The 25,863-nt window shown below is 69.8% G+C and carries 20 protein-coding genes and 1 pseudogene; 9 read left to right on the top strand and 12 right to left on the bottom strand.

The window, feature by feature from the left end:
- Positions 1–3: 3 nt before the first annotated feature.
- On the top strand, positions 4–969 hold the full coding sequence (locus tag WI697_RS16215) for a D-2-hydroxyacid dehydrogenase family protein (protein ID WP_062762804.1): 966 nt from the start codon (positions 4–6) through the stop codon (positions 967–969).
- 7 nt (positions 970–976) lie between these two features.
- On the opposite strand, the gene WI697_RS16210 is transcribed toward WI697_RS16215, so the two are convergent.
- Both WI697_RS16210 and WI697_RS16205 read right to left on the bottom strand, forming a co-directional pair.
- On the bottom strand, positions 977–1,465 hold the full coding sequence (locus WI697_RS16210) for a PaaI family thioesterase (RefSeq protein ID WP_062762801.1): 489 nt from the start codon (positions 1,463–1,465) through the stop codon (positions 977–979).
- Between the two features lie 46 nt (positions 1,466–1,511).
- On the bottom strand, positions 1,512–2,327 hold the full coding sequence (locus WI697_RS16205; RefSeq protein WP_062762798.1) for an IclR family transcriptional regulator: 816 nt from the start codon (positions 2,325–2,327) through the stop codon (positions 1,512–1,514).
- A gap of 250 nt (positions 2,328–2,577) precedes the next feature.
- Here WI697_RS16205 and WI697_RS16200 point away from each other — a divergent pair, with 250 nt between their 5' ends.
- Entirely contained in the window at positions 2,578–4,143 is a 1,566-nt protein-coding gene (locus WI697_RS16200) for a 3-hydroxyacyl-CoA dehydrogenase (protein ID WP_345959158.1), read from the top strand.
- A 36-nt stretch (positions 4,144–4,179) separates the two neighbouring features.
- Complete coding sequence (locus tag WI697_RS16195) at positions 4,180–5,391, top strand: 3-oxoadipyl-CoA thiolase (protein WP_062762795.1); 1,212 nt, start codon at positions 4,180–4,182, stop codon at positions 5,389–5,391.
- Between the two features lie 48 nt (positions 5,392–5,439).
- Here the strand turns inward: WI697_RS16195 and WI697_RS16190 are convergent, their stop codons facing one another.
- Both WI697_RS16190 and WI697_RS16185 read right to left on the bottom strand, forming a co-directional pair.
- Positions 5,440–5,646, bottom strand: a complete 207-nt coding sequence (locus tag WI697_RS16190; RefSeq protein WP_345959157.1) for a hypothetical protein — start codon at positions 5,644–5,646, stop codon at positions 5,440–5,442.
- Between the two features lie 56 nt (positions 5,647–5,702).
- Positions 5,703–6,911, bottom strand: a complete 1,209-nt coding sequence (locus WI697_RS16185) for an MFS transporter (RefSeq protein WP_345959156.1) — start codon at positions 6,909–6,911, stop codon at positions 5,703–5,705.
- Between the two features lie 477 nt (positions 6,912–7,388).
- On the opposite strand from WI697_RS16185, the gene WI697_RS16180 reads away from it, so the two are divergent.
- Positions 7,389–8,600, top strand: coding sequence for an OpgC family protein (locus WI697_RS16180; RefSeq protein WP_345959155.1), 1,212 nt, complete (start codon positions 7,389–7,391; stop codon positions 8,598–8,600).
- Between the two features lie 2 nt (positions 8,601–8,602).
- Positions 8,603–9,547: an SGNH/GDSL hydrolase family protein gene (locus WI697_RS16175; protein WP_345959153.1), complete on the top strand. Its 945-nt coding sequence runs from the start codon at positions 8,603–8,605 to the stop codon at positions 9,545–9,547.
- Here WI697_RS16175 and WI697_RS16170 read toward each other — a convergent pair.
- Complete coding sequence (locus WI697_RS16170; RefSeq protein ID WP_062763838.1) at positions 9,475–10,410, bottom strand: LysR family transcriptional regulator; 936 nt, start codon at positions 10,408–10,410, stop codon at positions 9,475–9,477. The two genes, WI697_RS16175 and WI697_RS16170, sit on opposite strands and share 73 nt — an antisense overlap.
- Before the next feature lie 366 nt (positions 10,411–10,776).
- On the opposite strand from WI697_RS16170, the gene WI697_RS16165 reads away from it, so the two are divergent.
- Both WI697_RS16165 and WI697_RS16160 read left to right on the top strand, forming a co-directional pair.
- Entirely contained in the window at positions 10,777–12,666 is a 1,890-nt protein-coding gene (locus WI697_RS16165) for an autotransporter assembly complex protein TamA (protein ID WP_345959152.1), read from the top strand.
- 49 nt (positions 12,667–12,715) lie between these two features.
- A complete protein-coding gene (locus WI697_RS16160; protein WP_345959151.1) occupies positions 12,716–17,362 on the top strand; it encodes a translocation/assembly module TamB domain-containing protein in 4,647 nt (1,548 codons plus the stop codon).
- Between the two features lie 11 nt (positions 17,363–17,373).
- On the opposite strand, the gene WI697_RS16155 is transcribed toward WI697_RS16160, so the two are convergent.
- Positions 17,374–17,946, bottom strand: a complete 573-nt coding sequence (locus tag WI697_RS16155; RefSeq protein ID WP_345959150.1) for an HD domain-containing protein — start codon at positions 17,944–17,946, stop codon at positions 17,374–17,376.
- A gap of 146 nt (positions 17,947–18,092) precedes the next feature.
- The gene (locus WI697_RS16150; RefSeq protein WP_345959149.1) at positions 18,093–19,148 is read right to left on the bottom strand and encodes an NAD(P)/FAD-dependent oxidoreductase; all 1,056 of its coding nucleotides are present in this window, start codon (positions 19,146–19,148) and stop codon (positions 18,093–18,095) included.
- A 110-nt stretch (positions 19,149–19,258) separates the two neighbouring features.
- Between WI697_RS16150 and WI697_RS16145 the strand changes: the two are divergent.
- Positions 19,259–19,399, top strand: a pseudogene (locus WI697_RS16145) (DUF2256 domain-containing protein); the annotation flags it as partial.
- An 18-nt stretch (positions 19,400–19,417) separates the two neighbouring features.
- On the top strand, positions 19,418–20,131 hold the full coding sequence (locus tag WI697_RS16140) for a DUF6134 family protein (protein ID WP_345959190.1): 714 nt from the start codon (positions 19,418–19,420) through the stop codon (positions 20,129–20,131).
- Between the two features lie 52 nt (positions 20,132–20,183).
- Here WI697_RS16140 and WI697_RS16135 read toward each other — a convergent pair whose 3' ends face one another.
- The 5 genes from WI697_RS16135 to WI697_RS16115 all read right to left on the bottom strand — a co-directional run bounded on the left by WI697_RS16135 (position 20,184) and on the right by WI697_RS16115 (position 25,852).
- Entirely contained in the window at positions 20,184–21,614 is a 1,431-nt protein-coding gene (locus tag WI697_RS16135; protein WP_345959148.1) for a 4Fe-4S binding protein, read from the bottom strand.
- A 20-nt stretch (positions 21,615–21,634) separates the two neighbouring features.
- Positions 21,635–23,575: a TonB-dependent receptor plug domain-containing protein gene (locus WI697_RS16130; RefSeq protein ID WP_345959147.1), complete on the bottom strand. Its 1,941-nt coding sequence runs from the start codon at positions 23,573–23,575 to the stop codon at positions 21,635–21,637.
- 48 nt (positions 23,576–23,623) lie between these two features.
- Complete coding sequence (locus tag WI697_RS16125; RefSeq protein WP_345959146.1) at positions 23,624–24,052, bottom strand: DUF2946 family protein; 429 nt, start codon at positions 24,050–24,052, stop codon at positions 23,624–23,626.
- A gap of 109 nt (positions 24,053–24,161) precedes the next feature.
- A complete protein-coding gene (locus tag WI697_RS16120) occupies positions 24,162–25,187 on the bottom strand; it encodes a magnesium transporter CorA family protein (protein WP_345959145.1) in 1,026 nt (341 codons plus the stop codon).
- Positions 25,188–25,309: 122 nt separating this feature from the next.
- Entirely contained in the window at positions 25,310–25,852 is a 543-nt protein-coding gene (locus tag WI697_RS16115; protein WP_062763845.1) for a DUF3833 domain-containing protein, read from the bottom strand.
- Positions 25,853–25,863: the final 11 nt, after the last annotated feature.

Here is a 25,863-nt window from a genome sequence, read left to right as displayed (position 1 = left end):
CCGATGCGGTATCGCTGCGCGATCCTGGACGATTACCACGATGTCGCAACCGGCTTCGCCGACTGGTCGGCGGTGGAAGACCGGGCGGCGCTGACGGTCTTCCATACCGGCTTTGCCGACGAGGAGGCGGTGGTGGCGGCGCTCGCCGGGTTCCACATCGTCTGCGTGATGCGCGAGCGCACGCCCCTGCCGGCACGGGTGCTGGAACGGCTGCCGGATCTGCGCCTGATAGTCACCACCGGCATGCACAATGCCGCGATCGACACCGAGGCGGCCGGGGCACAGGGCATCACGGTCTGCGGCACCGAAGGCCTGGCGGCACCCACGGTGGAGCTGACCTTCGCGCTGATCCTGGAGGTGATGCGCGGGGCCGGCGCCGAAAGCGCCCGCATGAAGGCGGGGCAGCCCTGGCAGACGGTGATGGGACGGGGGCTGGAGGGCAAGACCCTGGGCGTGCTGGGCCTTGGCCGGCTGGGCGGACGGGTGGCAGAGGTGGCGCAGGCCTTCGGCATGAAGGTCGTGGCCTGGAGCCCCAATCTGACCGAGGCGCGGTGCCGGGAGGTGGGCGCAGCGCTGACCTCGAAAGAGGATCTGCTGGCGACGGCGGATATCGTCACCATCCATCTGAAACTGGGCGACCGGTCGCGCGGGCTGGTCGATGCGGCGGCGCTCGGGATGATGAAACCGGGGGCGGTGCTGATCAACACCTCGCGCGGGCCGATCGTCGACGAGGCGGCACTGATCGACGCCCTCTCGACCGGCCGCCTGGCCGGCGCGGGCCTCGATGTCTACGACCGGGAACCGCTGCCCGCCGACCACCCGTTCCGGCAGCTGCCGACGGTGGTGGTCTCCCCGCATCTGGGCTATGTGACGGCCGAGAACTTCCGCATCTTCTATCGCCAGACCGCCGAGGCGGTGGCCGCCTGGCTGGATGGGGCGCCGGTCAGGCGGATCGTTCAGGGGATCTGATCGGCGGTCAGCCCCGCGGCACGCCTTCGAGCGATTCGCTGCCGCCGCGATAGCGGAAGGTGCCCTGGGCCGAGGCGATGAGCGCGCCGGTCTCGTCGGTGACTTCGCCCGTGACCATGAAGATCTTGCGGCCGCCGCCCATCACCCGGCCGCGGGCGGTGAGGAGCCTGCCGCGGGTCTGGGAGATGAAGCCGATGGTGAGCGACAGGGTGACGCAATAGCGCGCCCGCGCGGGGTCGGGGCAGTAATTGCCGGCATAGCCGCAGGCGCTGTCGAGCATCGAGGCGATCACCCCGCCATGGGGCACGCCGGCACGGTTCAGGTGCTGGGGGCCGAGCGCGATCGAGACCTCGGCGTAATCGGGCTGCCAGCGGACGAGCCTGGTGCCGATCAGACCGTTATAGGCCCCCGGCGGCTCACCCTCGGCCAGGATTGCGGCCAGTTCCACCGCATCGGGCGGGGAGGCGGGCGAGACGATGGTGGGGCGTCCGGTCATGTCGGGTCTGCAACTCCTGGGGGCGTCGGTCCTGGGGGGGTGGCGGTCAGCGGCGGACCAGCGAGGCTTCGATCTGCTGGGCGATGCGCACCAGACGGGGGCCGATATCCTTCTCGATCCGCTCGCGATGGACGATGAAACTGGGGCCGCCGCAATTGATCGCCATCAGTCCGCCCGAGGGCCGGCGCAGCGGCACGCCCACGGCATTGACGCCGGTGGTCCATTCACCGATCGAGGTGCAGAAGCCGCGGGCATTCACCTCGTCCAGCGCCTGCACGATACCTTCCTTGATCTTGGGCCATTCGGCGCCGGAACGGCGCTGGATGTGCTCCATCAGGAAGCCGCGCTCCTGCTCGGGCAGGCCGGCGAGGAAGGCGCGGCCGATGGCGCTGGTCGCAATCGGGATCCGCGAGCCCACGTCGAGGCGCAGCGTGACCGCGGTATCGGCCCGGCAGCATTCGACATAGAGCACGTTCAGCCGGTCGCGGTCGCCCAAGGCTGCCGACACGCCGGAATAGTCGGCGATCTCCTGCAGCAGGGGACGTGCGATGTCGCGCACCGTCAGCCCGGCCAGCATGCTGTAGCCCAGCGTCAGCACGGCCGAACCCAGGCGGTACTTGCCGATCCGCTCGTTATAGGACAGATAGCCCAGCCTGGTCAGCGTATAGGTGAGCCGCGAGACCGTGGGCTTGGGCAGGCCGGTGATCTCGGCCAGTTCCTGATTGCCCATGGGCTGGTTGCCGACGCGGAAGGCGCGCAGCACCTCGAGCCCGCGGGCCAATGCCGTCACGAAATTCCGATCGCGGGCGGCTTCTTCCGGGTCGAGCTCTGCAATGGGCTCGATCTCGGCACGTTTGCGCATGCCTGTACTCCCAACTTCCTCCCCTGGGGCGCTTCCGATCGTCTGCCGGAATTCATACCCCGCCGCTCCGTCGTTTACCCGTGAAAATTGTCCGGACGAAGCTTGGTCTCGGGCAAATTCCGCGGATGCGCATGCTGATGGATTGCGGTTGCAGGCCAATCTGACACTGCCTAACCTCCCCGTCAACGCGATGGAATATGAGTCCGCCCTGCGGAAATCGCATGGCGGCGCCTGCCGGAGGACCCCGCCCGTGACCGATTTCGCTGCCCGAACCGAGACTTCCGCCCCCCGCCGGATCGATATCGCCGGGGTGATCGGCACCGGATCCATGGGCCGCGGCATCGCCCAGGTTCTGGCCGAAGCCGGGGTCGAGGTCCGCCTGGCCGATGCGAAGCCGGGCGCAGCCGATGCGGCACGCGGCTTCATCGCCGACATGCTGGCACGCAAGGCTTCAAAGGGCCAGTGTGACCAGGATCACATCGATGCAACCCTGGGTCGGCTGAAGGTTGTGGAGGCCGTTCCGGCCTCGTTCGCAGGCGCCGATCTGGTGGTCGAGGCGATCGTCGAGGCGCTGGAGGTCAAGCGCACGCTGTTCCGTGATCTGGAACCGGCGGTGGGGCCGGACTGCATCCTGGCTTCCAACACCTCGTCGCTGTCGGTGACTGCGATCGCGGCGGCCTGCGCGCTGCCCGAGCGTGTGGCGGGCTTCCATTTCTTCAATCCCGTGCCGCTGATGAAGATCGTCGAGGTGGTGGCGGGCGCCCGCACCGCCCCCTGGGTGACCGCGGCCCTGACCGATCTGGCGGGCCGTACCGGCCATCTGCCGGCCAATGTCACCGACAGCCCCGGCTTTCTGGTCAATCATGCCGGCCGCGGTTTCGGGGTGGAGGCGCTGCGCATCCTGCAGGACGGGGTGGCGCGGCCGGTGGATATCGACCGGATCATGCGCGACGCGGCCGGGTTCCGCATGGGGCCGTTCGAGCTGTTCGATCTGGTCGGGCTCGACGTCTCGCAGCCGGTGATGGAATCGATCTACAATCAGTTCTTCCAGGAGCCGCGCTTCCGCCCGTCGCCGATCGGCCGCAACCGGATGGAATCCGGGTTGCTGGGGCGGAAATCCGGCGCGGGCTTCTATACGTATGAGAACGGGCGCGCGCGGATCGAGCCGGACCCCGAGCCCGACCCGCTGGCCGGCCGCGCGGTCGACGGGCCGGTCTGGGTGGGGCCCGCCGCCGATCCGGCCTGGCGGGCGGCGGCGCAGGAGCTGGTGGCGCGGGCCGGCATGGAGGTGGATGCGGGCGACCGGCCGGGCAAGGGCGCGATCGCCCTGCTGCTGCCGCTTGGAACCGACTGCACCACGGCGGCGCTGGAGGCGGGGGTCGATCCGGCCCGGGCGCTGGCGATCGACCCGCTGTTCGGCTTCGAGCGGCGGCTGACCCTGATGACCTCGCCCGCCACGGATGCAGCGCTGGCAGAGGGCATGGCGGTGCGGCTGGAACAGGGCGGCGTGCCGGTGACGCGGATCCGCGACAGTGCCGGTTTCGTCGCCCAGCGCATCGCCGCCCAGATCGTGAATGTCGGCTGCGAAATCGCCCAGATGCGCATCGCCGCCCCGGCCGATATCGACCCGGCGGTGGAGCTGGGCCTCGGCTATCCCAAGGGGCCGCTCCGCCTGGGGGACAGTCTGGGGGCTGCCCATGTGCTGACGGTGCTGGACGGGCTGCTGGCGGCCACCGGCGATCCGCGCTACCGGCCCAGCCCCTGGCTGTCGCGCCGCGCCCGCCTGGGCCTGCCGCTGACCCGCGACGAAGCCTGAGACAAGACCAGAGAAAAGCCCGGAGGAACCGTTCCCATGTCCGCCACCACCGACGCCTTCATCTTCGACGGCCTGCGCAGTGCCTTCGGCCGCCAGGGCGGCGTGCTGTCGCGCATCCGCCCCGACGACCTGCTGGGCCAGGTGATCCGGGCGCTGATGGCAAAGACCGGCGTCGACCCGACCGCGATCGAGGATGTGATCGCCGGCTGCGCCTGCCAGGCCGGCGAGGATGCCCGCAACGTCGCCCGCCACGGCGCGCTGATGGGCGGCCTGCCGGTGGAGGTGGCGGCACAGACCGTCAACCGGCTTTGCGGCAGCGGCATGGCGGCGGTGATCGATGCGTCGCGTGCCATCCGCCTGGGCGATGGCGAACTGATGATCGCGGGCGGGGTGGAAAGCATGACCCGCGCGCCCTTCGTGGTCGCCAAATCGGAACAGGCTTTCGGCCGCGACTTCAAGGTCTATGACAGCGCCATCGGCGCCCGCTTCCCGAACCCGAAGGTGATCGCGGCCTATGGCGGCGACACCATGCCCGAGACCGCCGACAATATCGCCCGCGACCTGGCCATCGGTCGCGAGGAGAGCGACGCCTTCGCGGCGCGGTCGCAGGCGACCTATGAAGCGGCACGCGCGGCCGGCTTTTTCGAGGGCGAGATCACGGCGGTCACCGTCGACCAGGGCCGCAAGGCGCCGGCGCTGGAGGTGACGGCCGACGAACACCCGCGCCCTGACAGCACTATGGCGGCGCTGACGAAGCTTCGGCCGCTGGCGGCCGATGGCGTGGTCACGGCGGGCAATGCCTCGGGCATCAATGACGGTGCGGCGGCGCTGCTGCTGGGCACCGAAGCGGCCGGTGCGCGCTTCGGGCTGAAGCCCCGGGCGCGGATCGTGGCGGCGGCGGTGGCCGGGGTGGAGCCCCGGGTGATGGGGTTGGGGCCGGTGCCGGCGGCACGCAAGGCACTGGCCCGCGCCGGGCTCTCTCTTGCCGATATGGATGTGATCGAAATCAACGAGGCCTTCGCGACCCAGGTGCTGGGCTGCCTGAAGCAGCTGGATCTGGCCTATGACGATGCCCGCGTGAACCCCAATGGCGGCGCGATCGCCGTCGGCCATCCGCTGGGGGCTTCGGGCGCGCGGATCACGCTGACGGCGCTGCGCGAACTGGAGCGTCGCGGCGGGCGCTATGCCCTGGTGTCGATGTGCATCGGCATCGGCCAGGGCATCGCGCTGATTGTCGAGAGGGTCTGACCCAAGGGATGTGACCCAAGGGATGGGGGCCGGGCCTGGCCTTGCGGCTCAGCCGCAGAGCAGGCCCACCCAGTCCATGGAGATGACGCCGGAATAGCGGCCCCAGCCGTAGAGGGCGGCCCCGAGCACGAGGCCGATGCCGATCGCGGCGGCATGAATGGTCCAGGCCGGCAAAGGCCGGTCGCCGTCGGTTGCTCCGTCCTCCGCCGCTTCGTGCCTCATATGCATCCGGTCGACGGGCAGCATTTCGCTCATCACGTTCGCCTCCGTAACGGGATATCCGGAAAGTATAGCCCGGATCGACGTCCCGCTCACGCGGCTTTCGGCTGCCGGACCACCGGCCGGTCGGAAATCGGCAGGTGCATCAGGGCCGCAATCGCCGAGACGACGGCCATGGCCGCCCAGACCGCGTCGTAGGAACCGAGCAGGTCGTAGGCATAGCCGCCGCCCCAGGCGCCGAGGAAGGCGCCGACCTGATGCGACAGGAAGACAACACCGTAAAGGGTTGAAAGGTAACGCGGTCCGAAGATCCGTGCCACCATGCCGCTGGTGAGCGGGATGGTGCCGAGCCAGGTGAAGCCGAACAGAACTGCAAAGGCCAGGATCAGCGGTGCCGAGGGCGGCAGAACGACCACCGCCGTCACGAAGATCATGCGCAGGGTATAGATGGCGACCAGCATGTTGCGGCCACGGAAGTGGGCGCCCAGGCTGCCCAGCACATAGGCGCCGACGATGTTGCAGGCGCCGATCAGCCCCAGCGCCCAGGCCGCCACCCAGCCGGGGATGCCGACATCGCCGACCCAGGCCGGCAGATGCACGCCGATAAAGGTGATCTGAAAGCCGCAGACCCCGAAGCCGAGCGCCAGCAGCCAGAAGCTGCCGCTATGGGCGGCTTCGTGAAGCGCCTTGCCCAGCGTGTCGGCACCGGACGGGGCGGCAGGGGCCGGCGCGGCCCCGGCGGCGCCCTGCGGCCTGCGCCGGCGCGCCCCGTCGAGCGCGAAGCCGAAGGCGGCCATGGCGCTGGCGGCAATGGCGAGCAGCAGGATTGCATCCCGCCAGCCGAAGGCATCGAGCATGGCATAGGCGCCGGGGACCACCGCGAACATGCCGAAAGAGCCGCCGGCCGTGACCAGGGCGAAGCATTGCGGCCGTCGCGCTTCCGGCACGGCCCGGCCGACCGCACCCAGAACCACCACGAAACTGGTGCCGGCCAGGCCGAAGCCCACAGCAACGCCCAGCGTGACCATCAGCCCGGTGGGGGAACCGGTCGAGGCGGCGAGCACCAGCCCCGCCACATAGGCGGCGGTGCCCGCCAGCACCACGCGCGAGGGGCCGAACCGGTCGGCGATCATGCCGATGAAGGGCTGCATCAGCCCGAAGAGCAGGTTCTGCACGGCGATCGCAAAGCCGAAGACCTCGCGACCGATGCCGAGTTCGGCGACGACGGGGGTAAGGAAGACGCCGAATGCCTGGCGCACGCCCATCGAAATGGTCACCACCACGGCGGCTGCAATGAGCACGAGGCGGGCTGTCCGGTCGAGCCCGGGACGTGTGTCGCGTATCTGAGGTGACTGGGGCGGCTGGCCGATGGCGGACGGGGCGGCAGTCGGATCCTGGCTCATGGGCACCTCACGCGTAAATATGCTTATAAACCATCGTAAGGGTTGCGTTTCGGCTGGAAGAAAAATCCCGCCACAACGCCCCGGGAAGGGCGGTGTGGCGGGTAAAGTCAACCATACCGGGAACACAGGTAGATCATAATGTCGGATCTGATCATGACGCCAATGCATAATGGGCATAATGATCATTACCGGATCGCAGCAGCTCGACCTGTGGTGGTGACCCAGGGGGCGGGGAAGGATGGTCACGGCCGCCACGGGCCTGCCCCGCTTTTGACGCGGGGGATCCACATTATGCCCCTGTACCGGTTGAAGCCTGGTGCGTTGCAATGGTGTTGCTGGTAAAGCAGCGGGCCACTTTCACCAAGGACAAAACCGATGGACGCGATACGCCGCGGCCGGCTGAACGAGATCGATACGGTACGGGGCCTTGCCCTGGCCATGATCTTCATCGATCACGTGCCGGGCAATCCTTTGGAAAACATCACGATCCGGAACTTCGGATTCGCGGATGCGACCGAAATCTTCGTCTTCCTGGCAGGGTTGGCGGCGGCGCTCGCCTATTTCCGCAAGTTCACCGCCGATCGGCCCTGGCTGGCCAGCGCCAAGGCGGCGAAGCGCGGTTTCGACCTCTATCTGGTCCATGTCTTCTGCATCGCCGTGGTGGCGGCGCTGGTGGCCTGGATGGCCGGCGCCACCGCCGATCCGGAGCTGTATTCCTGGATCAATCTGGGCCCGATCTTCAATGACCCCGCCGCCGGCCTGATGGGGGTGGTGACGCTGGGCCACCAGCCCGGCTACTTCAACATCCTGCCGATGTATATCTGCTTCATGCTGGCCCTGCCGGTGATGATGCTGATCGCACGGGCCAGCGTCGGCGCCATGCTCGTGGCCTCGGCCACGGTCTGGGTGGTCGCCAACATGACCGGCATGAACGCCCCGCAATGGCCGAATGGCGGCGGCTGGTTCTTCAACCCGCTGGCCTGGCAGTTCGTCTTCGCGATCGGTTTCGTGGTCGGTGCCGGCATTCTGGGCCGGGCGCAGGTGGTGCCCTACCGGGCCTGGGCCTGGTGGCTGGCGGCGGCCTATCTGGTGCTGGCGCTGGCGATGAAGCTGGCGGCCTTCTATCCCGCGCGCGACATGCTGCCGATCCCCTTCTTCCTTTATGGTCAGGACAAGACCTTCGTCACCCTGCCGCGCATCCTGCATCTGCTGGCCCTGGTCTATGTCGTTGCCTATTCGCCGGCCGGCCGCTGGCTGCGGGATCTGGGCGCCAACAACCCCTTCGCGGTGATGGGGCGCCAGGGTCTGGCGGTCTTCGCCACCGGCTCTCTGCTGGCGGTGGCGGCGCAGCTGGTCCGGGTTCCGCTGGGTGGTGGCGTGGTTCTCGATGTGGTACTCGTGTCTGCCGGTCTCGTCATTCTCGTCCTGCTTGCCGGGGGCCTCGAATGGTTGAAGCGCAGCACTGCCCAGACGTCTGCCCGCACCGCCACGCCCGCTCGTACGACCGTGGCTCCTGCCCGCACCGCGCCTGCGGCGCCGTCGGCAGCCGTCCCGCCGGCCAAGGCCTTCGGTCCCGTCCGCGCCTGATCATGACCCGCCTGCTGCACCACGTCCTTCGCCCGCTGACCGTTACCGCCGCCATGCTCCTGCCGGGGCTGGCGGCGGTGCCGCCTGAGGCACTGGCTGCCGAGGCAGCGGCGACGCCGAAGCCGGCACCGGAACAGGATGCCGGCAGCTTCGGCCTTGCCCTGGATACCAGCATCGACGGCGTCTGCCGCGTGCCGGAAGACGGCCCGGATCTGGCGGGCGATCTGCCGGTGACGGACGAGAAGCTGGAAGAGGGGCGGCCGCTGGTGGTGCTGGCCATCGGGTCCTCGTCCACCCAGGGCTATGGCGCGCCGCGGCCCGAGGCGAGCTATCCCTTCCGGCTGGAGCGCGATCTGGCCCGCCGCTACCCTGAGAGCCGCGTCCGGGTGATCAATGCCGGTGTCGGCGGCGAGATCGCGGCCGACCAGCTGGCGCGGCTGGACGAGCTGCTGGCCGAAAACGATCCCGATCTGGTGATCTGGCAGGCCGGTACCAATGATGCGCTGCGCGCGGTCGACCGCGCCCGCTTCACCGATCAGCTGCGCGAGGGGCTGGAGATGATCCGCGAGAGTGGCGCCGATGCGCTGCTGATGGATCTGCAGCTCTATCCCGGGGCCAAGGATCCCGGAACCTATGCGGCCTTCGTCACCCTGATGCATCAGGTGGCGGATGAGACCCATACCCCCATCTACAGCCGCTATGCGCTGATGACCGCCTGGGAAGAGGACCGCGCGCATCCGACCCCGGATCTGCTGTTCACCGACCGCTTCCATCTGAACGCCTTGGGCTATGCCTGCATCTCCCGCGCCCTTGCCGCGGCAATCGCCCATACGGTGGAGGAAGACGAGGCGGCGCCGGCGGCGCCCAAGCGGGTTCAGACGGCCGCGACCGCCGCGGCCGGGGTGGAGGCGGGTGCCCAGAGGGTGGCGAGCGAACCTGCCAGATGATCGATGGCCGGCGTCAGCCGGCCGGCGAGAGAGGACCGCAGCACCCAGACCGCAAGGGACAGGTCCAGTCCCCGCACCTCGATCCGCCGCAGCTCGCCGGCCTGGGCGCTCTGCATCACCCGGCGGGCCGGCACCAGCCCGAACCCGACGCCACGGGCGATCAGCGAGAGCTGGATGTCGGGCCCCAGAACCTCGGCCGCAACTTCCAGCCGCGCGCCCATACGGTCGAGCAGACGCTGCACCACCATGTGATAGCCGCAGCCTTCGGGGTTGAGCACCCAGCTTGCCCGGGCCAGCTCTTCGGGCGCGATCGGACCAGAGGAGGTTTCGTCACGTGCGGAGCCCACGATCCAGACTGGTTCGGAGCCGACCCGCACCCCTTCGATATCCTGCGGGGGGTGTTCGTTGGGGTCGATCAGCACGACGGCGGCATCCAGGCGGCCGTCGCGGACCTGATCGATCAACTCCCCGGTCCAGCCGCTGCCGATCTGCAGGGCGACCAGCGGGAAGGCGGCGCGCAGCTCGTCGATCGGCCGGGTGACGGCCAGATCGACCACGCCATGGGCAAAGCCGAGGCGGAGCCGTCCGGCGGTGGCCCCCTCGGCCATGCCCATCGCCTTCAGATCTTCCACCGCACTCAGCACACGGCGGCAATGCTCCATCGCATCGCGACCGGCGGCGGTCAGCGTCGGCGGTTTGCTGCGCCGGTCGAGCAGAATCAACCCCAGCTCCGCTTCCAGCCGCTGGATCTGCCGGGTGACGGCCGGCTGTGTCAGATGCATGCGACGGGCGGCGCCGTTGATCGACCCCGCCTCGGCGACCGCGAGGAACGTTTCGATCTCGCTGAGCTTGATGCCAAGCATCGTGGATGATCCTCCGGACAGGTGAACGGCTCATTTCTGCGGTGAGCGCATGAGATGATCGTTGCGCGCGATATGTGCTCGCGTCAATGCCACTTGCGCGCCGGGCCCGCCCCTGATCGGGCCGGTTCCAAAATTCGTCACGGCACGAAGGGGGAGCCCGGCTTGCCGTCCGGGGGCGGGGGTCGTTAAGGTGAAGCGGCGCCCGTCGCGCATGATGCAGCTTGATCCGGAGGCCTCTCACAGGTGCCATGTCGCAAGATCGGCCCGTCCCACACTTCCCGTCTTCTGCTGGTCCCGGCGCTGTTTGCCGCAGCCCTGCTCGGTGGATGCGGGACCGTCAATGATGTCGGCCGGAGCCTTGGTCTGGTGGATGAGGAACCGGTGGCCGAAAGCGGCGAGCCGCTTTTCGCGACCGTGGGCGGGGTGACCTATACGACGCAGATCACCGTCGAGGGGCTGGATCCGGAAGAGGCGGCGGAACAGCAGCGTCTGGCCGAGGCCCGGGCCGAGAAACGTGCCCGGGAGGAGAAGGAGGGCGCCGCCGGCAGCGTTACCGGCAGCCAGCCACAGGTGGACGAGCTTGCCGATGCGCCGTTGGACGAGCTGTTCGACAGCCTGTCGGAGCTGCGCCGGCTGGAGGATCGACCGCCGCCGAGCCTGGCGGCGTTGCGCCGCCGCGGGCAGGGCGATGTGGAGCTGTTCCAGAAGGCCCTGCGCTCGCGCGGCTATTTCGATGGCGAGGTGCGCCTGCGCATCGATCGCGATGCCGAGCCGCCGGCCGCACAGATCACGGTGCGCCCGGGGCCACGCTACAAGCTGGCCGGCTGGACGGTCGACTGGGCGGCCGGTCAGCCGCCGCTGGTCGATGCCGAAAAGCTGACGCCCAAGGCGCTGGGCCTGCCGATGGGGGCGGCCGCCGAGGCTGCGGAAGTCGTGGCCGGCGAGCGCCGCCTGCTGACGACGCTGGGCGCCAACGGCTATCCCTTCGCCCGCCAGACCGGCCGCCGCGCGGTCGTGGACCATGACACCCGCAGCATGGCGGTGACGGTCGACATCGACAGCGGCCCCTTCACCCGCTTCGGCGATACCAGCGTCGAAGGGCTGGAAGACGTGCTGGCGACGGTGGTGGAGGGCAAGCGCCCCTGGCAGCCCGGCGACACCTATGATGCCGGCAAGATCGAAAGCTTCCGCGCCGACCTGCTGGCCACGGGGCTGTTCTCCTCGGCCGTGATCGAGACGCCCGAGACCCCGCCGGCCGACGGCAGCATGCCGGTGAAACTGACGGTGGTCGAAGGCCCCCCGCGGAGCATCGGTGCCGGCGTGCGCTATTCGACGACCGTCGGGCCGGAACTGCGTGCCTTCTGGGAGCATCGCAACCTGACCGGCCGTGGCGACAAGCTGCGCACCGAACTCGACATTTCGCCGGTGCTTCAGGAACTGGACGTGAACTACAAGCGGCCGCACCCGCGCGAGGACCGGTTCAATTTCGGCACGGTCAAGCTGATCAACGAAGACACCGACGCCTTCCAGCAGACCGGTATCGAGACCCGTTTCGGCCAGGAACGGGCGCTGGGCGACGGCTGGCGCGGCTCTCTGGCGCTCGCCCCGGAATACAAGATCCTCGACGACGAGAAGGGCGAGCGGACCAGCTATCTGCTGGGCGTGCCGGTGACCCTGTCGCGCGATGCCTCGGACAGCCTGCTGGACCCGCGGCGCGGCTATCGCATCTCGGGCGAGGTGATCCCCTATACCGGCGCGATCGAGGGGGCGGCGATCAGCTTCCTCAGGGCCGAACTCAACGGCTCGATCTATGTGCCGCTGGACGAGCTGGGGCGCTGGGTGCTGGCCGGCCGCGGGCGGATCGGCTCCGTCGCCGGTGCCGCAACGGCAACCCTGCCGGCGGACAAGCGCTTCTATGCCGGTGGAGGCGGGTCGGTGCGCGGCTATGGCTATCGCATGCTGGGACCGCTGGACGGTAATGGCGACCCGCTGGGCGGCCGGTCGGTGGCCGAAGCCGGGGTTGAACTGCGCATGCCGGTGACCCAGGACATTTCCGTCGTGCCCTTCATCGAAGCCGGCCAGATCTCGGAAGAGCCCTGGCCGGATCTGTCCACCAATCTGCGGACCGGCGCCGGGCTGGGTCTGCGCTATTACACGCCGCTCGGTCCGTTCCGCTTCGATGTGGCCCTGCCGCTCGACCGCCGGGATGCCGACGACCCCTATCAGATCTATATCAGCCTTGGACAGGCATTCTGACCGACCGGTGACCCGGATGCGGCCTTCCGAGGCGGAGTGAGACCGAAACGTGAGCAGTGATACGCCCGAACGGGCACCCGATCCCTCGACCCCGTCCTCCAGCGGCGGAGCCGAGCCACCCAAGCCCGGACCTGCCAAAGGCAGGGCGGGACGGCGCCGTGGCCGGATCCGGAAGATCCTGGGCTATGGGGTGGTGGGCCTGGTGGTGGTTGTGGCCGGCGGTATCGGCGGCGCGGCGATCTGGGCCGACAGCGATCAGGGGCGCCGGACCATCGCCGGGCTCGCCCGTGACGGGATCGAGGCGGCCGGTCTGGGGCCGGTTGATCTGCCGGCGATCGAGGGCAGCCTGTTTGGACGCCTGCATCTGCCGCGGCTCCGCATCGGCGATCCGGCCGATCCCTGGCTGGTGGCCGACGACGTCACCTTCTCGTGGCGGCCCTCGGCCCTGCTCGCCGGGCGCATCGAGATTGCGACCATCGCGGCGGAGCGGATCAAGGTTGCGCCGCCGCCCGATGACGGCACGCCGCCGCCACCGTCGGAGCCCTTCGATCCGCGGACCGTGCGCCTGCCCGACGAGGGCATGCTGCCGCCGCTGACGCTGGATCTCCGGCAGCTGAGCGTTTCGTTGCTCGAACTCGATCCGCGGCTGACCGGCCTGGATGCGCCGGCCATGCTGGGGGTCGATGGCGCCGCGCGGGTCGGGCGTGGCGATACCTCGTGGGCCAGGCTCGACATCCATCGCCTGGACGGCCCGGCGGGACGGGTGTCTGCTGCCCTGGAAACCGATCTCAAGGCCGGCACGCTGGATGTCGATCTGGTCGCCGAAGAGGCGGCAGGCGGGCTGGTCGCGACCATGGCGGATCTTCCCGGCCGGCCGCCGATCACCGCCAGGCTTGAAGGCTCGGGCCCGCTGGAGGGCTGGACCGGTCGGCTGACGGCGGATGTGCAGGGCTTGGCCGATCTTGAGACCGGCATCGCATTGGCATTGCGTCCCGATCCCTCGCTGCAGCTTCAGGGCGAACTCGACTGGGCCGGCATGGGCCGGGCGCTGGCCGGGGCCGATGTCGCCGCACCCGCAGCGGGTGACGCACCCGTCGAGGGCGACGCATCCCTCGCGCAGGACGCATCTGCGGATCAACCGGTGCCGCCGCTGGTGCTGGCCTCGGAAACCCCGCTCTCCTTCGATCTGTCGGCGCGGCAGCCGGATGGCCAGACGCTGACCGTCGACCGGCTGGCGCTCTCGACCGGCGGCGTCACCCTTTCGGGCACGGCCGGGATGGATACCGGCACCGGTGCGGTGCAGGCGCGGCTGACCGGCAATGTCTCGGGCACGGCGCCGCTTCTGGCGCTGGCGCAGCCGGCGGCGATGTCGGCGGCGACCCTGACGCTGGATGTCGACGGCACCTGGCCCGCCGTCGATGCCCGGCTGGCGGCGACGCTGGCGGCGCCGCGGCTGCAGGGCATCGGCGATGGCGGGCCCTTCGCCAATGCCGCCCGGCTGACCGCGGCGGTGACCGGCCGCGCCCCGGCGCAGGATCTGCCGGCCGATCTGGATCTGGCGCTGGATCTGGATCTCGACGGGCCGCGCCCGGCGGCGCTGGGCCTGCCGCCAGAGGCGGCCGACGGGGTTCTGTCGCTCAAGACCCGGGGCAGCTTCGACGGTGCCGCGGACAAGGTGGTGATCGATGCGGCACTGCTCGACATCGGCACCGCCAACCTTTCGGCCACCGGCAGCTACGCCCTGGATGATGGCACCATCGACGCCCAGGCGGGGCTGTCGGCCGAAAAATTGAGCCGGCTCGCCACCCTTGCCGGCCTGCCGCAGCTTGCCGGCACGCTGGGGGTCGATGTCACGGTTACCGGCAATCCGGCGAGCCGTCTGGTGGCGGATGTCTCCGCCGAAGGCCGGTCGCTGCAGCTCGGCATTCCAGAGGCCGATGCGGCGCTGGCCGGGCGGATCGATCTGGCCACCCGGGTGACCGTCACGGGCGAGGGCGGGGTCACGGCCGAGAACCTGTCGCTTGCAACCGGCACCACCCGCCTCGCCGGACGGGCGGCGCTGGGGGCTGCGGGCGGGCTCGACGGCACGAAGCTCACCCTTGCGGTGCGCGATCTGGGGCGGCTGGCGGATGCGGTCGGCGCGCCGGCCGCGGGCCGGCTGGAGGCAGATATCGCGCTCGCCGGCAATCTTTCCGATCCGGCGGCGCGGGTGACGGCCCGGCTGGCGGATGGCCGGCTGGGCTCGATCGATGTCCAGCGCCTGACGCTCGATCTCGACGGTCGCAATCTGCTCACGGCCCCGACCGGTCGCGTGGCCCTGGAGGGCGAGACCGCGGAAGGCCCGCTCAGGCTGACGGCCGAGGCCGCTTCGGCCGATGGCGGCAAACGCCTGGACGTGAGCGCGCTTGCCCTCGATTTCGCCGGCACCACGGCGCGCGGCCAGGCGGCGGTGACGCTCGCCGATGCGCTGGTGCGCGGCCGGCTCGACATCGACGCGCCGGATCTGGCGCCGATCGGCCGGCTGGCCGGGCTCGACATGGGCGGGCGGCTGTCGCTGGATGTCGATCTTGGTGCCGACCGGCGCGGCCGCCAGACGGTGAAGGCCGATGGCGAGGCGGCGGCGCTTTCGGTGGCCGGCAGTGTCGCGGCCGACCGGCTGACGCTGGATGCCGACATGGTTCTGGACCAGGGCCGGCCGGGCGGTCGGGCGACCATCGCGGCCGAGCGGGTAACCGCCGGCCCCGTGCAGCTGGCCACGCTGAAAGCCACGGCCACGCCCCAGGGGGCGGCGACGGGGTTCGATCTGGCGGCGACCGGCAATTTCAAGGGCCGGCTGACGCTGGATGCCGGCGGCAATCTGGCGACCGACCGGCAGGGGGCGATGGTGCTGACGCTCGACCGGCTGAAGGGCCAGGCCCTGGGTGAAGAACTGGGGCTGGGTGCGCCGGCGACGGTGCGTCTTGCCGATGCGACCCGCGTCGACCTGCCCGAATTGCGGATCGGCAAGGCCGGCCGCATCGTGCTTGATGCCGTGATGGCGCCGGATCGGCTGACCGCCGAAGGCCGGCTGACGGCGGTGCCGCTCGACCCGCTGCGCCGGTTCCAGGCGCCGATCGGCAATGGCGGCCGGCTGGACGGCACGATCGATCTGGCCATGGGCCCCCGCGGGCGGGAGGGTGCTGTGACGCTCACCATCCGCGACCTGCCGGTCGATGCCGAGGTCGAAGGCATGGAAACGCCGATCATCTCGGGCGATGTGAAGGCGACGCTCGGCGACCGGACCGCGGATCTGGACCTCGCGATCGCAGGTCTGGGCGAACAGCCGCTGACGGTCACCGCCAGGGCGCCGCTCCAGCCCTTCCGGCGCGGGGCGCCGACGGAGATTGCGCTGGATGACGCCGGGCCGGTCGAGGGCCGGCTGCGATGGCAGGGCGATCTGGGCCGGCTGGCGCTGGCCGCCGGCATCGACGGCCAGCGCTTCGCCGGGCGGATCGATGCCGACATGACCGTGAACGGCACCGTCGCCAATCCGGATGTCGCAGGCGGCATCAGGCTGACCGATGCGGCTTATGAGAACCAGGATGTGGGCACGCTGCTGACCGGCATTACCGGCGAGATCGGTGTCTCGGGACGCTGCTGCCTGGCGGTGAAGCTGGACGCGCGCGACGGCGGCAGCGGCACGGTTGCCGTGAACGGCACGGTCAATCTGGACGACCTTGCCGACCCGCGCATGGATATCAAGGTGAAGATCGACCAGGCCCGCCTGGTGCGCCGCGACGATGTCGATGCGGTGCTCGACGGCAATCTGGCGATGACCGGCGGGCTGGGCGATGGACAGCTGGGCGGGACCGTGACGGTGCGTCAGGCAGAGGTCCGGTTGATCGACAGCGGCGGCCCCTCGATCCGCACGATCGACGTGGTCGAGGTCAGGAACGGCCGGGTGGTGGCGGATCCGGGCTCGCCCGAACAGCAGCAGCAGGCATCGGGCGGGCTGGCGCTCAACATCGATGTCCGGGCGCCGGGGCGGATCTTCGTGCGCGGCCGCGGGCTGGACACCGAATGGCAGGGCAATCTGAAGGTGCGCGGCACCACCGGCGCGCCGGTGATCAACGGCGAACTCAGCGTAGTGCGCGGCGAGGCCGATGTGGTCGGGCGGACCCTGACCTTCTCGAAGGGTGTCATCACCTTCGACGGTCTGGCCGATATCGATCCGCGGCTCGATATCGAAGCGACGCTGACCAATGCCGATGTCACCGCCATCGTGCAGGTCACCGGCCGGGCATCGGCACCGCAGCTGACGCTGAGTTCCGAACCGGCGCTGGCGCAGGACGAGATCCTGGCCCGGGCCTTCTTCGGCAAGCCGGGGGCGAAACTCTCGGCCGTGGACGCGATCAGGGTCGGGCAGGGGCTGGCGACGCTGACCGGCGGCGGGGGCGGCGGTTTCGACCCCACCGGCTTTGCCCGCGACCTGTTCGGGCTCGACGTGCTGGATGTCGGCACCGACGATACCGGCTCCGGCGCCTCGGTCAGGGCCGGCAAATATCTGAGCGACGATCTGTTCGTCGGCGTCGAGCAGGGGGCCGGCAGCAGTGCCGTAACGGTAGAGCTGGAGGTGCTGCCCAACATCAAGGTCGACACCGAAGTCGGTGCCGAGGGTGGCAGTTCCGTGGGCGCGACCTGGAGCTATGACTACTGACGGAAGGGGCTTCAGTCGCGCCGCGAGGCCGCCAGCACATGGCGGGCGAAGCTGCGGAAGCGGGGCAGCACGAGATTGCGCTGCTTCGCCCGGTCGCAATAGCGCCGCAGTCTGAGGGCGGTATCGGCATGGCGGCGGATGCGGAACACCGTCGCCTCTTCCTGGGACATCGCACCGCCGCCGGCCGAAAGGGCGACCCGGGCGGCCGGGGTCAGCGTCGCGGCATAGCCGGCATCCGATGCCGCCAGATAGCGCTTGGCCTGGACATGCAGGCGCACCGCCTCCGCCACCTCGGGCAGGAAATAGCTGGCGAGGAAGTCGCCGCCGACCCGGGCATGCTCTTCGTCATCCGCCAGGCGATGGGCCTCCTCGGCGGCGCCGCGGATCAGCTGGCCCACATCATGGAGCAGGGCGGCCGCGATCATCGTCGGTGCGGCGCCGTCTGCCTCGGCGATCATTGCCGATTGCACCGCATGTTCGTAGACCGTCACCGGCTCGCCCAGATACAGATCATGCGCCCGGCGCTCATAGAGGCCTGCGACGAGGTCGGGCAGGTCGGAAGAGGACTGGTAGAGCACGGACATGGGGCGGGGGCCACCGGCACAAAGCGGGGGCGGTCGCCGGGATCTGCGACCGCAACCAGAGGGGGTGAACCCTATTCTTAGCCGCGCAACCCTCGGATCAGAAATGAAGTGTTGGTGACAAACCCTTGGTGCCTGACCGGTCTTGCTCAGCCGATCAGTGCCAGGGCTGCGGCGCGACCGCTGTCCACCGCGGCCTCGGCACGCCCGCCGATGCACCAGTCGCCGGCGATGGCGAGCCCGGTCCCGGGATCGGCCAGGCAAGGTGAGCCAAGCGGCACCTCTGCGAGAGCATAGCGCCAGCGATGGGCCTGGATCAGGCGCGGGGTGATCGTCCGGCCGATCAGGCGTTCCAGGTTGCGAAGCAGGGCCGCGGCGGCCGCTTCGGGCGTCTCTTCCAGATGAACCCGGCTCCAATGCGGGGTGGCGTGGACGACCAGGCTCTGTGGCGCAGGTGGCCGGCCCGGCAGGTCACGCTGATCGCCGATCCAGGCGATCGCCTCGTCCCTGGGCCGCCAGCGCGGGCCGGGCAGGGGCAGCGTCTCGTCCACCGCCACCATCAGCGCCCAGCAGGGGGCGACGATGGTCGAGGCGATGCGGCGGCGCCAGCCTTCGGGCAGCAGCACATCGATCAGCAGGTCCAGCGTCTGTTCGGGCGGGGCGGTGACGATCAGCCGGCGCGCCTGGACCAGTGGCAGACCGTCTTCGTCCTCCAGCCGCCAGAGGCCGTGGTCGGTGCGGACGGCCCCGCCGATGCGGGTGCCGGTGCGGATGTCGAGACCCTGGGCCAGATGTTTCGCGATCGCCGTCATGCCGCCTATGCCCACCCAGTGGGGCTGGCCCACCCAGCGGGGCTGGTCGCGTTCGGCTTCCGCCGGCTGGCCATGCCGGGAGGGGCCATGCAGCGGCGGAGCAGGCAGGCGGCGGGCCAGATTGGCGGCCTCGGCCCCGGCCATGGCGGCGACCAGGGCGGGGCTGCGGGCGGTCATGAACTGGGCGCCATGGTCGAAGCGGAGAACCGTGCCGTCGTCGAGCGTGGCGCGGCGGGTGGCGAGCCGGCCGCCGATGCCGCGCCCCTTGTCGAAGATCAGGGGCGTGACGCCCAGACGTCTGGCCAGCCGGCCGGCGGATATGCCGGCAAGGCCCGCACCGATGATCGCAAGCCCGATCGGGTCTTCGAAGGCAGGGGGCGGCGCTGAGGTCACGGACGATTACTCCCTCGACAGATGCCGAACGGGTGATCCGTTGGCTTCCGCCGTCGGTATATGGGGCGGGGACTGCGAATTGTGAGACCTGACCACCCGGGAGACATGCGATGCCGAAGATGCGACGCAAGGCCGATCTGCCGGTCAAGCTATGTGCGGCATGCGGGCGGCCCTTCGCCTGGCGGCGCAAATGGGCCCGCGACTGGGAGGCGGTGCGCTATTGCTCTGACGCCTGCAGGCAGAAGCGTGGCGGGGTCGATCGGCGGACCGTGGTGGCTGGCCTGCTGGGGGGCGGGCTGCTGCTGGCGGCGCCGGCTTTTGCCGGCCGCGCCCTGGCGGTTGCCGCCCCGGGGACGGGTGAGCTGGCCTTCGACGTCTTCCGGGGCGATGCCCCGATGGGCCGCCATGTGCTGCGCTTCACGCCCGAGGCCGATGGCCGGCTGACCGTGTCGGTGGAGATCGATCTTGCGGTCTCGTTCGGGCCGATCACGGTCTATCGCTACACCCATCGCAACACCGAAAGCTGGGCCGGCGGTCGGCTGGTCGCGATCCGGACCCGCACCGACGATGACGGCACGGCCTATGCGGTCGACGGGCGGGCAGAAGGGGACCGTTTCATGGTGGAGGGGGCCGACGGCCGGGTGGAGGCCCCGGCCGATGTGATCCCGACCAGCTATTGGCATCCCGAAACGCCGGCGCGGCCGCGCTGGCTGGATACGCAGCGCGGCCGCCTGCTGGATGTGGCGGTGACCGATCGGGGCGGCGTGGAGCGTCCGGCACCCGATGGCGGCAGCATCGCCGCCCGCGCCTATGACGTGACCGGCGACCTGACGATGACGCTCTGGTACCGCGCGGCCGAGCCGCGCTGGCTGGGGGTGGCCTTCGACGGGCGCGGGCGCGAGGTGCGCTATCGCCTGGCGCGGGACACGGCACCGCCGCCGCTGCAGCTGGCCCGCGGCGACTGGCAGGCGCCGGGCGCCTGATGAGAGGCCTTAAGTGGAATGGGCCCGGTGGAATGAGCCTGGTGGAACAGGTCTAGTGGATGTGGACGGCCGGCGCCCCCTGGGCAGCGGCCCAGAGCTTGACCACCAGCACCAGCGCATAGAGCAGCACGGGTGCGGCCGCGGCGGCAGTGGCGACCAGACGGCGCTCACCAGCCGTGCCGGCAGGCAGGACCAGCCCCGTGCGGCGATGCATCACCCGCAGGGACCAGAGAATCGCGACCCAGGGCAGCAGGTCGAAGATGCCGAGCCAGGGCGTGCCGCGCGCGACCAGCGGCCCGATCTCCGCGGCCGGCAGGCCATAGGCGGCAACGGCGCTGTTCCAAAGCCTGGGCGCATAGACCGCCAGGAAGAACACGATGCCGTGGGCGAGCATGGCGATACAGGCGAGCGGCGCCAGACCATGGCCCAGCACCGCGGCAACCTCTGCCCGATCGCGGCCGGCAAGACGGGCGACCAGGCCCCAGCCCGCCCGCGCCGCCCCCAGGGTGAGGGCGATGGCGAGCAGCAGCGCGACCAGACCCGACCACTGGAACCAGGCCGGCATCGCGATCCGCTCGGCCAGCAGCCCGCCGGCCAGGTTCCAGGGCATCATGTCGGCGAGCGGGGTGTGGTTCAGCCCGTGCTGGAACTGCACGCCCACGGCCGCGACCGCCGTCAGCCAGAGCAGGATCCGCGCCGTGCGCCCGTCATCGCGGGCGACCGGCCGCGCCAGCTGATGGCCCGGCCGGCGCAGTTCCACCTTCACCGCACGGCAGGCGGTGGCGCAGTCCATGCACAGCGTGCAGTCGGCCATGTCGTTGCGTTCCTCGAAGCGGAACGGACTCAGATGGTGGGGGCAGGCGCGGGCGCAATCGAAGCTGCGGCAGGTGGTGCAGCTGGCGGCATCGGTGGTGATCCAGGTCGATCCCGCCCGGGCATAGGCGGTGAGCACCCCGCCCAGCGGGCAGATATGGCGGCAATAGGCCATGTCGCGCCAGACGAGGAAACTGGCGGCGGCAAGCAGGGTATAGGCCAGGAAGAAGCCCGCGGTGATGTCGGCCGAGCGGGCGAAGGCGGTGGGGGCGGCGAACGAGACCGCCCAATAGGTCACCATCACCAGCACCAGGCCGATATTGGCCCGGATCAGCCAGCGCGACGCATGCCGCTTCAGGCCGATCCGGCTCAGATACTTGCCCATGAAGCCATGCGGGCAGACGGAGCAGAAGGCGTTCCCCAGTGTCGGGGTGACCAGGCTGGTGAAGAAGGGCCAGAAGATGCCCCACATCAGCGCAAGGGTGAAGGCACCGCTGCCGGCGGGGTCGGTCAGGCCGAACCAGATCGCCGAGACGAGCAGGAAGAGGGTGAGGACGCGCAGCGCGTTCAGCACATGCGGCCGCCGCAGCACGCCGGCGATGCCGGGAAGCGCGGTAAGCTCGATGGCGCGTGCGGGTGCAGGCGGGCGCGGTCGGATGACGACGGCCATGGTGACGTCTCCTTCCGGGCTCAATAGCGCAGATTGACGCCGAGATAGAAGAAGCGCTCCGCCGGCTCGAAGGGCTGGAGGTTGTCGGGCACGCGGGTCCCGATCAGCCCGTCGACGCCGCCGGTGATCTCGACCAGCGGCGTCAGCTGGTGGCTGACCTTGACGTCGATCCGGCCGTAATCGGTAGAGACATTGCCGAGGTTGCTGGCGCCGAAACCGACCGGTGCGTAATAGGACAGCATGCCGGTGCCGGCCAGATGGACCAGGGTGTCGTCATCGGCCGCCCAGTCGAGGCCGATCTTGCCCTGCTGGCGCGGCCGGCGGCCCAGCCGCTCGTCGGCGGTGGTGTCGCGGGCATCGATCCATTCCAGCGAGCCCGTCAGCATCAGATCGTCGCCGATCGGCGCGCGACCGGTGATCTCGACGCCGCGGATCCGGGCGGTGCCGATATTGGTGTAGTCATAGCGCCCGGGCGCCGTCAGCCGGGTGGTGATCAGGTCCTCGACCTCGGAATTGTGGACGGTGACGCCCAGTTCGGCACCCGTGGCGAAGCGATAGGCCGCGGCGGCTTCGGCCGTCCACGAGGTCTCGGGTTCCAGGTCGGCATTGCCGTAGATGACCGATCGCCCGCGATGGATGATCGAATAGAGCTGCAGATAGGTCGGTGCCTTGAAGGCCGTGCCGGCACCGATGCGGAAGGTCCAGGGGCCGGGCGTCCAGGAAAGGGTCGCGCGCGGATTGGTGGTGGTGCCGACATCGCTGAAGTCGTCATAGCGGATGCCGGCGAGCAGGGTCCAGTCTTCGGCGAGCGTCCATTCATCCTGGGCGACGGCTGCCCGGCTGCGCCGGTCGGCGGAACCTTTGGCCAGAACCGACAGGTCGATATCCTCTTCCAGATATTCGAAGCCGACGGTCGCGACGTGATCGGCGCCGAGCGGCACGGTATAGAAGCCGGTCAGTTCGCGGCCGTCGATGCGGGCGGTGTCGAGCGAGCCGGTGCGCAGCACGTCGCCTTCGGTGTGATAGGCGCTGCCCGAGAGCGTGATCCGGCCGGGGCCGACCTCGCCCGCCCAGGTGAGCGCCCCGGTGCGGCTGGTCTCGTGCTCACGCGAGTCGACCGGCATCGGCACCCGGCCGCCATTGGAGCCGAGCCCTTTCGCCCGCAGCTCTTCATAGCCGAGATCGAGGGTGATCTCGTGGCCGGGGGCGACATCCCAGGCCGTGCGCCAGGCGGCATGGCGCGAGGACTCGCCCTTCAGGTCGTCAAAGGCGGAACCCGCCTCGCTCCACGGATCGCGGGAGCGGATCGAGAGGTCGAGCCGGTTGCGGGTCTGGCCGATCCGGCCGGTCTCTACCGCTGCCCGGCCGATCCTGGTCAGCCTTTCGCCGTTTTCCGACACGCCGGCCAGGGTCTGAAGGCTGGCGCCTGGTTCGGTGGCGGCATCCCGGCTGATGATGTTGACGACGCCCGAGACGGCATCGGCGCCGTAGAGCGCCGACATCGGTCCGCGGATGATCTCGATCCGGTCGACGGAACCCAGATCGAAGGCCGAGAGGTCGACATTGCCGAAACGGCCGCGGCGGCGGTGGCCGTCGACCAGGATCAGCGCCTGACCGTCTTCGAAGCCGCGGATGGAGAAACGGGTGGTGGAGCCGCCATCGGCGATGATCACGCCGGTCGCCTGTTCAAGGGCCCGGGCGACGGTGGTCGCCGGCACGGCGTCGAGCCGGGCCCGGTCGATGATCTCGATCGCGGCCGGCACGTCTTCAAGCGCCTGCGGACTGCCGCGGCGGGCGGTGACGCTGAGCGCGGGCAGTTCGGTGCTGCCGACACCGGTGGCTTCGTCGGCGCAGGCGGGCAGGGGCATGGCGGTGCCGGTGAGGGCGAGGGCGGCGACGGCAGCACGGGCCGTCGCGGGCAGCAGCCGGCGGGTGCCGGCCGCGGTCTGGCGGAGGATCATGTCGGATGTCCTGGATCTGATACCGGTTCGGACGGAACGGAGGCGGTGTCAGACCAGGGGTGGGGCGCGGGCCGGCGGACGGGGGGCGAGGCGGTCCCGCGGCAGAGGCAGGCCGCGGGCGACCGGCTGCAGCCGGGCCAGGACCTCCGCCGCCGGTTCGGGCAGGGCGGGGGCGGTCGCGACCAGCGCGGGCGCAAGACACAGCCCGCCGCAGGGCAGGCCGTGATTGATGCGGAGATGGCCGTCGCCATCGACCGGGCGGCCGTCATCATCGACGGCGATCTGTACCAGACCGGTCGGCGTGCAGATGACCAGCTGGCCGGTTTCCGCAGCCTTTGCGGCGGAGACGTTGAGCGCCGCGCCGCCCAGGATCTGGGCGAACAGCACCACCAGCATGGCCAGGGCGGCAGGCAGGCGATGGCCGCGAACGGCCGACAGGCCGCGCGTCGCCGCACGGCCTCTGCTGCCGCCCGTCATGTCATGCCGGCCTTTGGCCATCATGCGTCCCGCTGGTTCAACGACATATCATCGTCTGATTTCCGAGAGGGCGCAACGCGGTCATCGGTCGCAGGGCGGCCCGCGGGGGTCAGAGCCAGCCGCGGCGCTTGAACAGCCAGTAGGGCAGCACGGCGGAGCCGACCATCATCAGCAGGGCGAGCGGATAGCCCAGATGCCAGGAGAGTTCGGGCATCACCTCGAAATTCATGCCGTAGATGCTGGCGATCAGCGTCGGCGGCAGGAAGACCACGGCCACGACCGAGAAGATCTTGATGATGCCGTTCTGCTCGATCTGGATCAGGCCGAGCGTCGCATCCAGCATGAAGGAAAGCTTGTTGGCGAGGTAGCTTGCGTGATCGGACAGCGAGACCACGTCACGGGTGATGGTCTTCATCGCGGCCAGCCCGGTCTTGCTGGCCCGGCCGCGCAGATTGCGGCCGGCAAAACCCGCCAGACGGCCGATGGAGACCAGGCTTTCGCGGATCTTGGAGGTGAGGTCGCCCATCCGGCCGATCGCGGCGATCAGCGCCTCGTAATCGGGGGCCGGCGGTCGCTGGTTGCTCTTGCCCGTCTTGCCGGCCTTGCCGCCATTGCCGGGCGTGATGCCACGGGTGCGCTGGCCGGCTTCGAACACCGTCTGCGAGACCTGGTCGATCTCGGCGCCGACCAGCTCCAGCACGTCGGCCAGCCGGTCGACGATCGCCTCCAGCAGGCCGAAAAGCACGCCTTCGGCACCGGTCACGGCATTGGGATGCCGGTCGACATGGGTTGTGAAGGCGCGGAAGGGCAGCGGGTCGGTGTGGCGGACGGTGATCAGCCGGCCGTGGGTCAGCACGAAGGTGATGGCGCTGGCGACCGGGCTGCCGGTTTCGACCGAACTCAGCACGGTGGCGGTCATATAGAGCGCGCCGTCTTCCTCGTAGAGCCGGCTCGACGCCTCGATCTCGCGCATCTCCTCCTTGGTGGGGATGTCGACGCCGAGGGCGTGGTCGACGCGCTGGAGTTCCTCCATCGACGGGTCGACCATGTCGACCCAGACCACCGTCTCGTCGATCGGGCTGCCGGCGGGGGCGCGGCGGAGCACACCCGGTTCGGTGACATAGAGATTGATCATGCGCAGGGCCTCGCCGTGCTCGGGCGCAGCCGGGGCCTGGTGCCGCCGGCTGCGCCCGGTTTAGGCGTGCCGATCGTTTCAGGCAAATGAAAACTCCGTGTCGGTGGCACGGTTCCCCCGCATCATTCGCGCGGTGCCTGCATCGCCATCGCCGGCCGCCGATCGGTCTGCAGGCCGAGGGCGGGGGCCATGCGCGGCCGTTCCTTCTGGAAGAAGATGGTGGCGGTGCCGAGTTCGATGCCGAACTTGGTGACCGTGGCGCGGTTCAGCACCACGCCGTCTTCCTGCAGGAACATCCAGTCGTCGAAACGGACCTCGATCTCGCGGCCGCCGACCTTCAGGTTCATGCGATAGGTCCAGTTCAGCGCATTGCCGAAAGCGGCGCCGCGGGCCTCGCCCAGCACATCATCGGCCTGACCGACATAGCCGTTGGGGCCGTCGGGCCGAATGGTCCAGACCCGCCGATCCAGCTCGCCATCGGCATAGCGGAAATGTTCGTCGAGGGTAAGGGTCTCGCCGTCCCAGTCGCCGTCGATGTCGACCACGAACTGACGGCGGAGATTGCCGAAGCGGTCCTCGAACATGCCCCAGGCCCGGGTTTTGCCGGTGAAGTAGTCTTCGAGGCGAAAGGCCGGTCCGGCGCCGGCGAAATCTTCGACTTTCATGGTGCTGCATC

Origin of the sequence: Tistrella mobilis (genome assembly GCF_039634785.1) — a bacterium.
Taxonomy (GTDB): domain Bacteria; phylum Pseudomonadota; class Alphaproteobacteria; order Tistrellales; family Tistrellaceae; genus Tistrella; species Tistrella mobilis.
This window is presented reverse-complemented; position numbering and strand designations above follow the sequence as displayed.